Source organism: Alcanivorax sp. IL2 (assembly GCF_047495475.1).
Taxonomy (GTDB): Bacteria; Pseudomonadota; Gammaproteobacteria; order Pseudomonadales; family Alcanivoracaceae; genus Alcanivorax.
Genome location: NZ_CP179932.1, coordinates 2,372,300 through 2,385,406, shown reverse-complemented (window position 1 = coordinate 2,385,406; position 13,107 = coordinate 2,372,300). Strand labels below are relative to the sequence as shown.

The 13,107-nt window shown below is 57.8% G+C and carries 13 protein-coding genes; 8 read left to right on the top strand and 5 right to left on the bottom strand.

Features of this window, described 5'->3' with window-relative positions; translation table 11 throughout:
* The first annotated feature begins 55 nt into the window (after positions 1 to 55).
* Genes hemN through ACMG4N_RS11125 form a run of 4 tightly spaced genes read left to right on the top strand, consistent with a single transcriptional unit; the run spans position 56 to position 3,450 of the window.
* Positions 56 to 1,429, top strand: coding sequence for an oxygen-independent coproporphyrinogen III oxidase (gene hemN, locus ACMG4N_RS11140; RefSeq protein ID WP_414431667.1), 1,374 nt, complete (start codon positions 56 to 58; stop codon positions 1,427 to 1,429).
* A 47-nt stretch (positions 1,430 to 1,476) separates the two neighbouring features.
* On the top strand, positions 1,477 to 2,223 hold the full coding sequence (gene fnr / locus ACMG4N_RS11135; protein ID WP_414431665.1) for a fumarate/nitrate reduction transcriptional regulator Fnr: 747 nt from the start codon (positions 1,477 to 1,479) through the stop codon (positions 2,221 to 2,223).
* Entirely contained in the window at positions 2,220 to 3,137 is a 918-nt protein-coding gene (locus ACMG4N_RS11130) for a universal stress protein (protein WP_414431664.1), read from the top strand. The genes fnr and ACMG4N_RS11130 overlap by 4 nt, the downstream gene beginning before the upstream one ends.
* Positions 3,138 to 3,153: 16 nt before the next feature.
* Positions 3,154 to 3,450, top strand: a complete 297-nt coding sequence (locus tag ACMG4N_RS11125; RefSeq protein WP_297763725.1) for a hypothetical protein — start codon at positions 3,154 to 3,156, stop codon at positions 3,448 to 3,450.
* Positions 3,451 to 3,492: 42 nt separating this feature from the next.
* Here the strand turns inward: ACMG4N_RS11125 and yaaA are convergent, their stop codons facing one another.
* Positions 3,493 to 4,266 (bottom strand): peroxide stress protein YaaA, encoded by a 774-nt coding sequence (gene yaaA / locus ACMG4N_RS11120; protein ID WP_414431662.1) that lies wholly within the window; start codon positions 4,264 to 4,266, stop codon positions 3,493 to 3,495.
* 74 nt (positions 4,267 to 4,340) lie between these two features.
* Between yaaA and ACMG4N_RS11115 the strand changes: the two genes are divergently transcribed.
* The gene (locus ACMG4N_RS11115) at positions 4,341 to 4,823 is read left to right on the top strand and encodes a hypothetical protein (protein WP_297763720.1); all 483 of its coding nucleotides are present in this window, start codon (positions 4,341 to 4,343) and stop codon (positions 4,821 to 4,823) included.
* A 58-nt stretch (positions 4,824 to 4,881) separates the two neighbouring features.
* On the top strand, positions 4,882 to 5,715 hold the full coding sequence (locus ACMG4N_RS11110; protein WP_414431661.1) for an MBL fold metallo-hydrolase: 834 nt from the start codon (positions 4,882 to 4,884) through the stop codon (positions 5,713 to 5,715).
* 187 nt (positions 5,716 to 5,902) lie between these two features.
* Here ACMG4N_RS11110 and corA read toward each other — a convergent pair whose 3' ends face one another.
* A complete protein-coding gene (gene corA, locus ACMG4N_RS11105; RefSeq protein ID WP_297763714.1) occupies positions 5,903 to 6,853 on the bottom strand; it encodes a magnesium/cobalt transporter CorA in 951 nt (316 codons plus the stop codon).
* A 96-nt stretch (positions 6,854 to 6,949) separates the two neighbouring features.
* Here corA and ACMG4N_RS11100 point away from each other — a divergent pair, with 96 nt between their 5' ends.
* Positions 6,950 to 7,567 carry an alpha-ketoglutarate-dependent dioxygenase AlkB family protein gene (locus ACMG4N_RS11100; protein WP_414431659.1) on the top strand — a complete coding sequence of 206 codons (618 nt, stop codon included), beginning with the start codon at positions 6,950 to 6,952 and terminating at the stop codon, positions 7,565 to 7,567.
* Here the strand turns inward: ACMG4N_RS11100 and ACMG4N_RS11095 are convergent.
* Positions 7,545 to 8,768, bottom strand: coding sequence for a nucleoside recognition domain-containing protein (locus ACMG4N_RS11095; protein ID WP_414431657.1), 1,224 nt, complete (start codon positions 8,766 to 8,768; stop codon positions 7,545 to 7,547). The genes ACMG4N_RS11100 and ACMG4N_RS11095 overlap by 23 nt on opposite strands.
* Before the next feature lie 176 nt (positions 8,769 to 8,944).
* Between ACMG4N_RS11095 and ACMG4N_RS11090 the strand changes: the two genes are divergently transcribed.
* Positions 8,945 to 11,050 carry a carboxy terminal-processing peptidase gene (locus tag ACMG4N_RS11090; protein WP_414431655.1) on the top strand — a complete coding sequence of 702 codons (2,106 nt, stop codon included), beginning with the start codon at positions 8,945 to 8,947 and terminating at the stop codon, positions 11,048 to 11,050.
* Positions 11,051 to 11,097: 47 nt separating this feature from the next.
* Here ACMG4N_RS11090 and ACMG4N_RS11085 read toward each other — a convergent pair whose 3' ends face one another.
* Together ACMG4N_RS11085 and ACMG4N_RS11080 are read right to left on the bottom strand one after the other, a co-directional pair.
* On the bottom strand, positions 11,098 to 12,243 hold the full coding sequence (locus ACMG4N_RS11085) for an oxygenase MpaB family protein (RefSeq protein WP_414431653.1): 1,146 nt from the start codon (positions 12,241 to 12,243) through the stop codon (positions 11,098 to 11,100).
* 78 nt (positions 12,244 to 12,321) lie between these two features.
* Positions 12,322 to 13,092 (bottom strand): alpha/beta fold hydrolase, encoded by a 771-nt coding sequence (locus ACMG4N_RS11080; RefSeq protein WP_414431651.1) that lies wholly within the window; start codon positions 13,090 to 13,092, stop codon positions 12,322 to 12,324.
* Between the last annotated feature and the right edge of the window lie 15 nt (positions 13,093 to 13,107).

Below are 13,107 nucleotides of genomic sequence, written 5' to 3'. Positions count from 1 at the left end.
ACAGTCCATTCCAGGGCCGCAATAATGGAGGAAATCATTTAACCGGAGAGCGGGCGTGGCTACCTGGGACAAAACATTGATCAGCCAGTATGGCGGTCCCGGACCGCGATACACCTCTTACCCCCCTGCCCCCCAGTTTCATGAGGAAATCAGCGAGGCGGATTATGCCGGAGCCATTGCTGCCGGTAATGCCGCTCGCCGGCCCCTGTCGCTGTATATGCACATCCCGTTTTGCAGCACCGTCTGCTATTACTGTGCCTGCAACCGGGTTGTGACCGCCAACCGTGGCAGAGCGACGGAATACCTGAAGCGCCTGAAGCAGGAAATCGGCCAGCGGGCTGAACAGGTCGACAGCCAAAGGCCGGTCACCCAGATTCACTGGGGTGGCGGCACCCCCACCTTTCTCAGCGATGCCCAGATTACCGAGCTGGTGTACTACATGGCCCGGCACTTCACCTTGCGTGAAGATGACCGTGGTGATTATGCCATCGAGATTGACCCTCGCACCGTGGACCAGGCCCGTCTGGGGCTGCTTCGCGGCCTGGGCTTCAATCGCATCAGCCTCGGGGTTCAGGATCTGGATTTGCGTGTTCAGCAGGCGGTCAATCGGGTCCAACCCTATGAAATGATTCGTCAGACCATTGGGTGGGCGCGGGACTTCGGCTTCAAGTCCATTAACACCGATCTGATCTATGGCCTCCCCTGGCAGTCTGAATCGAGCCTCGCCCGGACCATCGAGCAGATTGCAGAGCTGCGGCCCGAACGAATCTCGCTCTACAACTACGCCCACCTGCCCGCGCGTTTCAAAATTCAGCGGCAGATACCGGATATGGCCTTGCCCAGCCCGGAAGAAAAGCTGTCCATGTTCGTCCGTGCCGGGCGCATTCTTCAGGATGCCGGGTATACCTTTATTGGTATGGACCACTTTGCGCTGGAAAGCGACGAGATTGCCGTCGCTCAGCGCAACGGGCTTCTGCACCGCAATTTTCAGGGCTACACCCTCCACGGGGATGCGGATTTGCTGGGCTTCGGGGTCAGTGCCATCAGCCAGATCGGCAATCTTTATGCCCAGAACATGAAATCATTGAGCCACTGGTCCGATGCCATTGATCAGGCCCAGTCCACCATTGAGCAGGGCTATCTCCTCAATCGCGATGATCAGATGCGCCGTGACCTGATAATGCGCCTGCTGTGCGACCTTTACGTGGACATGAATCTGTTCAGTGAGCAGTGGCAAATCAATTTCCCGGACTACTTCGTGGATGCCCTGGCCTCCTGGGTGGAATTTGAGGATCAGGGCCTTGTGCGCGTGGACAAGCAGCGGCTGGTGATCACCGAGCAGGGCCGGCTGGTAAGCCGGGCCCTGGTGATGCCGTTTGATCGTTATACCCAGAACGAGGCCATTAACCGTTTCAGTCGCATCATTTGAACCTTGTTCGCTTGTTGTTCACCCTGCCCTATACTGTAAGGTGAAATTTGCATTACGCAGCTATTAACCGGAGACGCATCGTGTCCCAACATGTTTCCTGCAATGATTGCAGCCTGAGTCCCATCTGCCTCCCACTGGCAGTGGCGCCGGCACAGCTCGACGAGCTGGATCGCATCATTCACCGGGGCCGCCCTCTGAAGCGCGGCGAGCACCTGTATCGCGCAGCGGATGATTTCCAGGCCGTCTATGCGGTTCGTTCTGGCGCACTAAAGACCTACGTGCTCAGCGATGAAGGCGACGAACAGGTCACCGGCTTTTATCTGCCCGGTGAAGTACTGGGTATGGATGGCATCAGCACCGCACACCATGTTTCCAATGCCAAAGCCCTGGAAACCGCTACCGTCTGCGAGATCCCCTTTTCGAAGCTGGAAACGCTCTCCCAGCGTATTCCTTCTCTGCAGCATCATTTTTTCAGCTTGATGAGTAATGAAATCCGCTCTGACCGTGAGCTTCACATGTTGCTCAGCAAAAAAAATGCCGATGACCGGGTGGCTTCACTGCTACTTTCCATGTCAGCTCGACACCAGCGGCGTGGGCTCAGCGAACGCGCATTCCGCCTGCCCATGTCCCGCTATGACATCGCCAACTATCTAGGCTTGGCGGTGGAAACTGTCAGCCGTATCTTTACCCGTTTTCAACAGAATGAATGGCTGCGGGTAGAAGGCCGCGAAGTGGAAATCCTTGATCGACAAAGCCTGTGCGGCGAGCGTCAAACCCTGGAAGCCAGCCTGTGAGCGCTGCGGTACTGGCCATTCTCGACAGTGATCTGAAAGCCACCCAGCCGGCCCTGCACAAAGCCAGACAGGTAGCAGATTCCACCAAGGCGCCGCTACATGTTCTGGTCAATGCCTATTCCTCCGCCATGGTGCGCGCCGTTGGCGTCGACCAGGAACGACAGGACGCCGCCCGCACACAGATCCATAAGGCCTGGCAGAAACGGATCGGTGAATTGACAGACAGGGATAGCTGCGAGCTTTCCATTTTGTGGCACAAAGACAGCATGGCGGCCCTGCGCGAGAGCATCCTCGACCTGCAACCCGCCATGGTGGTTGTCCATACCAGCGAAGAGAGCGGCCTGCGCCGGCATCTTTTTACGCCCCGGGACTGGCAATTGATTCGCAAGGCGCCCTGCCCGGTGCTGTGTGTGCATGGCCGCCAGTGGTCGCCCTCCCCAAGAATACTGGCCGCCCTGGATCCGGGCAGCGAGGAGCTGGCGAATGATCCCCTGGCAATCGAGGTACTTGATGCTGCAGGCCAGTTTTCAAGCAAGTTAGGCGGTACCTTGCGGGCCTGCCATGTGCTGGATGAAATGGACGACAGCCTGATTCTGCTGGTGGGGGAAGCGATCCCCGATTACAGCGGCGGCATGGACAAGGTGCGCGAATTCTACCGCGAGCGCTTCCTGCAATTCGGTGCCGCCCACGGACTTGGCCCGGATCAGATGGCAATCCTGTCCGGCCCGGTAGCGCCAACACTGGCCAGATATTGTGATGAACAGAAGATGGATGTGCTGGTGGTCGGCACTGTGCATCGCAACCTGCCGGAAAGGTTGCTGCTGGGCGCCACCGCAGAATCCGTGATAACCCGTGCCAGCACGGATGTGCTGGTGATCAAACCCGATGGTTTCCAGAGTCCCTGGCAAGCCTAATCAGGAGCATAACGTAATGACAGACAAGAAGGATTTTGCCGACAACATTCGCCAGAAACTGGAAGACTGGGATTATCAGCTGGATCGGCTGACCGCCCGGTTGGGAGACAAGCGCGAAGAGTGGCGTAGCGAGGCGAAGCAGAAAATCGCCGAGATTCAGGATCGTCGCGACGAGCTGGAAGCAAAACTGGAAAAACTGGAGTCCCACGGCGAAGATGCCTGGGATGACATCAAAGCCGGCGTGGAACTGGCATGGGATGGCCTGAAAACCGGCCTGCTTGCCGCCCGCAGCGAATTCGAAGATAGAGACTAACCCCTGTTTCAGGAGCGCCACCAGCGGCGCTCCTGCGCAGCTCTACTGCTCGGCCCGACGAAACACTGGCTTGTCCGGGCTCGACAACTCTGCAGCGAAACGATATCCCGCCACATCGAAATTCTTCAGTTTGTCCGGGTCCTTGATGCCCTTCTTGATAACCCACGCCGCCATCAGGCCACGCGCCTTTTTGGCGTAAAAGCTGATCACCTTGTACTTGCCGTTTTTCTCATCCTGGAAAACCGGTTCAACAATGCGGCCATTGATCCCTTTCTTGTTCACCGACTTGAAATACTCATTGGATGCCAGGTTGACGAGCACGTCGGTTTTCGCCGCTTTCATATCCTTGTTGAGCTGTTCGGTGATAATGTCGCCCCAGAACGTATAGAGGTCCTTGCCGCGGGGGTTATCCAGTTTTGTGCCCATTTCCAGCCGGTAGGGTTGCATCAGGTCAAGCGGGCGTAGCACGCCATATAGTCCTGACAGCATGCGGAAAGACGTCTGGGCTTCCTTGAGCTGGTTGTCAGTAAAGGTACCGATTTCCAGGCCGGTATAGACATCGCCCTTGAAGGCAAACGCTGCGGGTCGAGCATTGTTCTTTGTGAAGGGCCGCTGCCACTGGGCAAACCGCTCCACATTCAAGTGCGCGATCTTGTCACTGACACCCATCAGGCTGCTGACATCCGCCGGGGAGAGCTGGCGAGCCCGCTCGATCAACACGTCGCTATCATCCAGCAATCGGGGCTGGGTGGTTTTCAGTGCTGGCAATTCGCTCTCGTAATCCAGGGTTTTTGCTGGCGATACAACAATCAGCATGGCCTACTCCTTTACATATGACTCCCGGGATTATATGAATCAGAGGGAGCGAGGTCTGCAATTGTGGAGAATAAATGCGCCTATTACTGGTATTGACTGTCATTATCGCGGTTACCGTTCTGCTCTGGGGTAGCTGGCAATGGGGCCGTCGACCGTTTTATCTGGTGCTGAGCCTGGTATTGGCCAGCCTGATGGTGCTCGGCATCGGTGTCTGGCAAGGCGGCCGTGACGATCAGGTGCGCCTGCCTCCGGATGGTATCCAGGTAACGCTGAAAGAATTCCTTGCCTCTGAATCCGGCGTGCGCCTTACCGGGAATCTGGCCAATCGCAGTGAGATGAATGTGGCAGCGGTAACGCTTCAGGCCCGTGCCCTGTCCTGCCCGAAGGCAGAGAATGACTGCACGGTGATCTACCAGCAGACCATTGATGTGCAAATGTATCTGCCCGCTGGTCAGGATTACCCCTTTGCGGTTGTCAGTCGTCACCCGAAAGAAGACACCCCGGTGGATCGCTGGGAACTGGAAGCGATCGACAAGCTGGCCTACCCGGAGTCGTAGACTGGCATCCTGCCGGGTGAATCGTCACAATGCGCCCTCCAAACTCCCAGGAGTCATTATGGCATCACTGATTCCCGGCCAGCTTACCCCGATTGGCGATAATGCCTGGCGGGTTCTGGCGCGTAACCCGGGCATGATGACCGGGCCAGGCACCAACAGTTATCTGTTTGGCAAGGATAGCCTGACTGTCATTGATCCCGGCCCCGAGGATCAGGAACACCTGCAGGCACTCCTGCAGGCCGCCCGCACCCTGGGAAAACCCATCGACCAGGTGGTGGTCACCCATACCCATCGAGACCATTCCCCCGGCGCTCTGGCGTTGGTGGCAGCCACCGGCGCCCGTTGCCTAGGGCCTTCGGTACCCGACGACGGTCTGCAGGATGAAAGCTGGCAGTCAGACCGTCTGTTGGGCGAGGGAGACCGGGTGGATTGCGGCGGCGTTTCACTACAGGTGATCGAGACCCCGGGTCATGTGGGCAATCACCTGTGTTACCTCAGTGATGATGGCATGCTGTTTACTGGCGACCACCTGATCCAGGGCTCAACAGTCGTGATCGCCCCACCCTCCGGTTCCATGCAGGCTTACTTTGCGTCCCTGCGCAAACTGCAGCAGCGCGGCATCATGGTGATGGCCCCAGGCCACGGTGATCTGATCAGCGACCCGGAAGAGACCCTGACCCATACGCTGGCGCACCGCCAGAAACGCGAAGACAAGGTGCTGGAAGGCCTCTCAGGTGACCCGCAAACCCTGGCGGTGTTGGTGAAGGTGGTCTACGACGACGTGCCCGAATTCCTGCACGGCGTGGCCCAATTCTCTCTGCAAGCCCACCTGATCAAGCTGGCCGAAGATGGCAAAGCCGAAGAAACCGATCAAGGCTGGCACAAGACCTGATTGCGCCAGGCCAGGCGAGCAGTGAGTGTCAAAAGGTGAAAAGCAAACCGGCGCTATGGTTTTGGTTTTCGCGACTCGTTACTCGCCTCCTGCTCAGTCCATTCGCATCTCAAGCGATGCTCCTACCAGGCGCTCCGCCGAGGGGTTTTCCGCTGTTAACTATTCACTATTAACTGTTAACTGCCTTTCACAGCCACCCTTTACGCTTGAAAAACCAGTAAGGCGTCATGCCGGATAGCAGCATCAGGCATATTGCCATGGGGTAGCCATAAGCCATGTCCAGCTCCGGCATGATCTCAAAGTTCATGCCGTAGATACTGGCAATCATGGTAGGTGGCAGGAACACCACCGCGGCAATGGAAAAGATCTTGATGATCTGGTTCTGCTGGATATTGATGAACCCTTGCGCTGCATCCATCAGGAAGTTGATTTTGTCGAACAGGAAGGTGGTGTGCGACATCAATGTGTCCAGGTCATGCTGCACCTCGGCACAGGTGCGCCGGCGAACCTTGTCGGTGCGGACATAGCGCTGAATAAAGGAAATAGAACGCTGGGTATCCATCAGGCACAGGCGAATCTTGCCGTTGGTATCCTCCAGCCGAGCCAGTTTTTCAATATCGTCTTCCAGCTCCCCGTTTTCCTCCTCCAGCACGCTGTAACCCACTTGTTCCAGATCACGGTGCACATCCTCCAGGGCGTCAGCCAGGTTCTCCACCTTTTGCTCGAGAATGCTCAGCAGGATATCAATGGGCTGTTGAGCCTTGACCCAGCCGCGCCGCACACGTAGCCGCAATAGTCGAAAATCCGGTAAGCGAGAATCGCGGAAAGACAGCAGCCGGCCTTCCTGAACCACAAAAGCCACCGTTGAGGTGCGCGCACGACCCTCAGACTGGAACAGAAACAGGGAGTGGACATGCAGCCCCTGCTCGTCGCTGAAGAAACGGGCGGACGCTTCGATTTCTTCCATGTCATCGGAGGCCGGCAGTTCCGCTTCCAGGAATTGCTGCACCAGCTCGCGCTCGTTTTCCTCCGAGTCCACCAGATCGATCCAGCTGGCATCATCAGCCAGAGTGGGCAGGATGGTTTCCGTGTCCTTTTCACGCAGGACACCGTTTTCGATGCGGAAGATATGCAGCATGATGTTTCCCTGATCACCATTGCCGGCAAGATACCGGCAGCAATTTGATATAGCACGGAGCTTATGACTGTCAACGATTCCAGGTCTGCAGCCGGCATGAAAAAGCCGGAAACGATTATCCTGGCCGGTAAGGCCAGGTTATGGCTTTGGCGTCATGCCCTGCCGGCTGCGCAGCACCGGTCATTACAAGCAGATCTGAATGCGGCTCTGGACTGGCAGCAGCCGCAGATTCAGGTATTTGGTCGTTATCATACCGTACCACGGCTTACCGCCTGGCATGGCGATGATGGCATTCCCTATCGTTACTCCGGTCACCAGCATGTGGCGGACGGCTGGCCGGACGTGTTGGAGCCCGTGCGCGATGCGGTGAGCGAATTGTGCGGGCAACGGTTTAACTCGGTGCTCGCCAATCGCTATCGCAACGGCAAGGATTGCATGGGCTATCACAGTGACGACGAGCCCGAGCTTGGCCCGGAGCCCTGGATTGCCTCCTACAGCCTGGGGGCGGACAGAGATTTCGTGTTTCGTCCCCGTGGTGGAGGTCGCCAGTGTTTCTCGCTGGCACTACCGGATAACAGTCTGCTACTGATGAGCCCGCAGGTGCAGCAGCAATTCCAGCATGCGCTGCCGCGCCGACAACGGGTTCAGGGTGAACGTCTCAATCTGACGTTTCGCAGAATCTTCACCGGGATCAGCCCCAGAACGCGTAACTGAGCAGAATGGCCGCGATCAGCCCCGCCGCATCCGCGGCCAGACCGCACCACAGGGCATAGCGGAAATCACGAATCCCCACGCTGCCGAAGTACACCGCCAGAACATAGAAGGTGGTCTCGGTGGAGCCCTGCATCACTGCGGCCATGCGTGCAGCCAGGGAATCCACACCCTGAGTCTGCATCACGTCCACCATGGCCGCCCGGGCCCCCGAACCGCTCAGGGGTTTGAGGAACGCCACCGGTAGCGCCTCGACAAAACGGGTATCCCAACCAATGGCGGCGGCCGCGAAGCGAATCCCGTCCAGAAACAGGTCCAGTACCCCGCCCGCTCTCAGCATGGCAATGGCCGCCAGCATGGCCACCAGATAAGGGATCAGCCGTACCGCCAGGGTGAAACCCTCTTTGGCACCTTCCACAAAGGTGTCATAGCTATCCACCCCGCCCCGCCAGGCGGCGATAAAGAAGGCGCTCAATACCAGCAGCAGAATGCCGTTGCCAAGCAGGCTGGAGAGCGTGTTGGCGAGCTCCGTGGGGGCCAACCAGACAATGGTCCCCAGCACGGCCAGTATGGCCAGCCAGATACCGGCCACCACCAGCAACAACGGATCGCGCAGGGAGATACGCTGGACCCGAGCGGTAACCAGAATCCCCACCAGAGTGGATACGGTAGTGGCCATCAGCAAAGGCAGGTAGACAGCAGCCGGGTCGCTGGCGCCCTGCTGGGCCCGGAACATCAGCACCGTCACCGGCACCAACGTGACCGACGAGGTGTTGAGCACCAGGAACATGATCTGGCTATCCGTGGCCCGTGCCGGTTGCGGATTGCCCTGCTGGAGGCGTTCCATGGCCTTGAGCCCAAGCGGTGTGGCGGCATTGTCCAGCCCCAGCATGTTAGCGGCCAGGTTCATGGAAACCGGTGCAGATGCTTGCGGAGTGTGCCGGACCCCCGGCATCAGGCGAGCCAGCACCGGCTCCACCCAGGACGACAATCGGGCCGCCAGGTTGCTGGCCTCAGCCATCTTGAATAGCCCGCTCCACAGTGCCAGCACCCCGATCAGTCCCAGGCTGACCTCCACGGCCAGGTCGGCCGCCGACCAAAGGGCATTGATCAAGCGCCCTGGCGCCGCCATGTCACCACCAATGAGCTGGATCACCGCTCCGGCGATACCCGCAAGGAAAAACAGGCTGAACAGTCTGTGCAAAGCATCCCCCGTAAGCTAGGGTCGTGGTAATTTGTTGAAAATCCGTAATTTGGCGACTTTTATGACAGTGCAACTTCGCGCTTTCACGGTAGTCTACAGGTTATAGAGGAATTCAACCGCGAATGACCGCTTTCGGGCCGTCGTCTATACTGCAGGTAAACCGTTTGAGAAACAGCATGTCACTAGTTCGTAAGTTCTTCCCTCTGGCACTGGCACTGGTCCTGCTGGGGGGCGCCATTCAGGGAGTGAGTGGCCTTCGTTCCGAGCCGGAGGTTCAGGGTGACCTGAAACCCAACAGCGACCAGCTGGATGCCGCCGCGGAAATTGCTGCCAACTTGAAGCACCACTATCGGCGGCTGGAGTTCGACAACTCCCTGTCCAGCCAGGTTCTGGACAGCTATCTCGAAGATCTGGACCCTAATCGCCAGTATTTCCTCGCCAGCGACATTCGTGAATTCGAGCGTTACCGCAACAAACTCGATGACCAGTTAAGCGATGGCCAGCTGGAAGCCGGTTACACCATCTTCAATCGCTTCCAGGAACGCCTGGAAACCCGCCTGGAGAAATTGCTCGACACCATCGAGAACGACCTGGAATCGCTGACCTTCGACGATGAAGAAACCGTACTGGTGGATCGCGGCGAAGCACCCTGGGCAGCGGACGAGGCGGCGCTGGATGCCATCTGGCAACGACAGCTGAAAAATGCGGTGCTCTCCATGCGGCTCAATGACAGCTCACTGGACGATATTCGCACGCGGTTGACCCGTCGCTATGAAAGCCAGCTCAAACGAATTAACCAGAACACGCCAGAGGATGTATTTCAGGTCTACATCAATGCCCTGACACAGACCTTTGATCCGCATACCAACTACTTTACACCGCATAATTCGGAAAACTTCGACATCAGCATGAGCCGCTCCCTGGAAGGTATCGGGGCGGTGCTGCAATACGAAGACGGTTATACCAAGGTGGTGCGCCTGGTTCCCGGTGGTCCTGCGGCCAAAAGCGGTCAGTTGAAACCGGCGGATCGGATTGTCGGAGTTTCCCAGGATGACGAGGCGCCAGAACCGGTGATCGGCTTGCGCCTGGACGAAGTAGTGGACCAGATCCGTGGCCCCAAGGGCACCAAGGTTAATCTGGAGATCATCCCTGCCGGCAGCGCTAGCGAACACGACACCCGCACTATCACCATTGAGCGCAACAAGGTGGTGCTGGAGGAACAGGCCGCCAAGAAGGATGTGATTACCATCCAGCGTGATGGCGAAGCCATGAAACTGGGCATTATCGAAATCCCGGCGTTTTACCTGGATTTTGCCGCCTTCCACCGGGGCGATCCCAATTACACCAGCACCACCAGTGATGTAGCCAAACTGTTGGTGGAATTACGCAAGGAAAACATCGACGGCCTGGTGATTGATCTGCGTAACAATGGCGGTGGCTCCCTGCTGGAAGTGAACAAACTGGTCAGCCTGTTTATCAATCGAGGCCCCACCGTACAGGTGCGCGAGTCCAGTGGTCGCGTCAGCATTGAAGGCGATAAATTTCCCGGGGTGCTCTATGCCGGCCCCATGGCGGTAATGGTCAACCGTTTCAGTGCTTCCGCCTCGGAGATTTTCGCCGGCGCCATGCAGGATTATGGCCGCGCCCTGATTGTTGGCGACCAGACCTACGGCAAAGGCACTGTACAGACCTTGCTGGATCTGAATCACGGCAAGCTGAAGATGACCAATGCCAAGTTTTACCGGGTTTCCGGTTCCAGTAACCAGAACCTGGGCATCGTGCCTGACGTGGATATGCCTTCTCTTATCGACAAGGATGAGGTGGGCGAAAGCTCCCTGCCCAATGCCCTGCCCTGGGACGAGATCGATTCGGCAAAATACCAGCGGGTAAGTGATATTGTCCCTTATCTGCCTCAGTTACGTGAAAAGCACTCCAGCCGTATTGATAAGGACCCGGAGTTCATCTACGTGGAGTCGCTGCGCAAGCTCCTGGAGGAGAATCGCAACCGTATCGAGCTTTCTCTGAATGAGAAAAACCGCACGGCAACACAGAAAGCGCTCGACAGCGAACGCCTTGCCATTGAGAACAGTCGCCGCAAATCCCGCGATGAAGAGCCGCTGGGCAGTATCAAGGAACTGCGTGATCTGGAGGAACAGCGGGCGCTGGACCCGGAAAGTGATGATGAGTCTATCGACGAAGACCCCTACGTGCGGGAAACCGGGGAGATTCTGGTGGACTACATGAACCTGATACGAGAGAACCAGGTGGCCCGTCAGGGCTGACCTTGGCTGCTGCAATAAAAAACCGGCGAAAGCCGGTTTTTTATTTTTCAGGCCAGCGCCTTGAACCCCCAGCGGGCCGGGTTGTCACCCAGTCCGGCTTTGAGCGTTCGTCGACCCAGTTGGTGATTCAGATTTTCCAGGGCCCGCTTGGCCGGATCCGGCAGAAGCCGCACTCCAAAACTGGCAGCACTGACAGCGGTCTTGACTACCCGCACTGCTGTGGCAGCCGGAACACTGCTGTTGATGTTGAGATCATCCGCCACCTTGTCACCGATAAGATAGCGGCTGAAACCCAGCAATACCTCATAGGACAAGTTGAACGGCGGCTTGCCGGCCATGTCGCGCAATAGCGCCTTGGCAAGAGACTCGCTGTCTGCAGTGGGCTCGTACAGATGCGAGGTCAACTGCATGGCAAGGATTTCCTGCTCTTCCAGAGTGGTTGTCAGCAATGCCTCGTCGACACCGAGCAGGTAGCCCGCATAACGCCAGAAATAGTGCATGGATTCATGCTCATGACGACTGATCTGCAGGCCGAGACGCTTAAGCCCCCGAACCACCATGAAATCGAACTCCAGGATGGTCCCAGCCATGTCTTCCTGATTGATTGGCAGGTCGTATTTGGCATTGTCCCAACGGGGATTGCTGGCAAGAAACTGGCGAACTGCCGCATGCAACAGCCGCACCTCCATCAGCGTACGGTGCCCCAAGCTACCGGGGCGGATGCCGTCGTCGCCAACGATGTTGTGAAGCATCTGTCCGGTTTCGTAAATCCTGCGGGAAACGTCTTTCTGCAAGCGACCGGTTGCCACCAGCACCTGGGAGGGCTTGTTGTGCGCGTAGCCCTCAACAAGGCTTGAGCACATCAGCACCAGGCCCTGGAGTGCGCCATTACGCCGGTACATGCGCCGACCCAGCTCCATGGCGTCGAAATCCACCCAGGGTGGCACTGTATGGCAATGGTCCAGAAAGGCCTGGAAGTCACCCCCCTCTTCCCTGGCCCGCCTTTCTACTTCCTCCAGCAGACCGGAAGGACGAGTGAACTTGATCTGTGCCGCACAGCGGTCCGCCAGCGGATCTTGCACCTGCCGCCAGGTATTCAGTCGTTCATGGGAATAGCGGTCCCACCAGATCCTTTCCCGGGGGCTCTGTGGTCCTCGCTCGAAGCGGGTCAGTTCCTGCGGTGTTGCCATCATTACCTCGCGTTTCTTGTTATCACAGAACTCATGGGTTCTGTGATAACGCTAGGCGCACCGGGTAAAACGGTCAACACACTAAACAGCGAAATCTGTTACCCCTTCGATCAGGGTGTTGATCAGCCATTGCGGGGCATCCAGGGGAAGGTCGTGACCCGCCTGGGGGTGGGATTTCATGGGCAGATCCCATGCCTGGGCCAGGGTCTGTGAGCATGCCGGGCTGACCAGGCGGTCCCCTGCCCCATTAATAATCAGCACGGGCACGCTCTCCGGCAATGCAGCCGGAGCGCGAAAACGCATGGCCGCCAGTAGCTGTCTCAGGCTGTTGCGCAACGACACGGGCTGTTCGCGGGCATAGTCGGACCAGGCTTGTGCCAGTTGATGAAGAAAGGCCTGCTCGCGCAGATTGGAGGTAATTTCCAGGATGGCCGTTTCCTTGCGCAACCGGTCACGGCTGAACACCGCGTCACTCAACAGGCGCCGGTAATTCGCCGGCCGCAAGCGTCGCCAGAACGGACTGTAACGGCTGGCACTGGTGTTGATCAGGCCCGCAAAAGCCACCTCACGTGGTGCCTGGCACAGCCACTGCACCGCCACCATGCCCCCCAGTGACAGCGCCACCAGGTGATAAGGCCCCTGATGGCCCTGCGCGACCAGCTGTTCACGAAGATGCGAGACCATTGCAGCAACCCGCGTGGGGCTCCGGTCCTGGCAGAAACGACCATTTCCTGGCAAATCCACCGTTACCACCTGATCCTGTGGCACACTGGCCTGAAACTGCTCGGGAAAGTTCTCCCAGTGCCTCTGCTCACGAACCAGGCCCCGCAACAACACCCAGGTTCTTCCCATGCTGACTTACCTCTC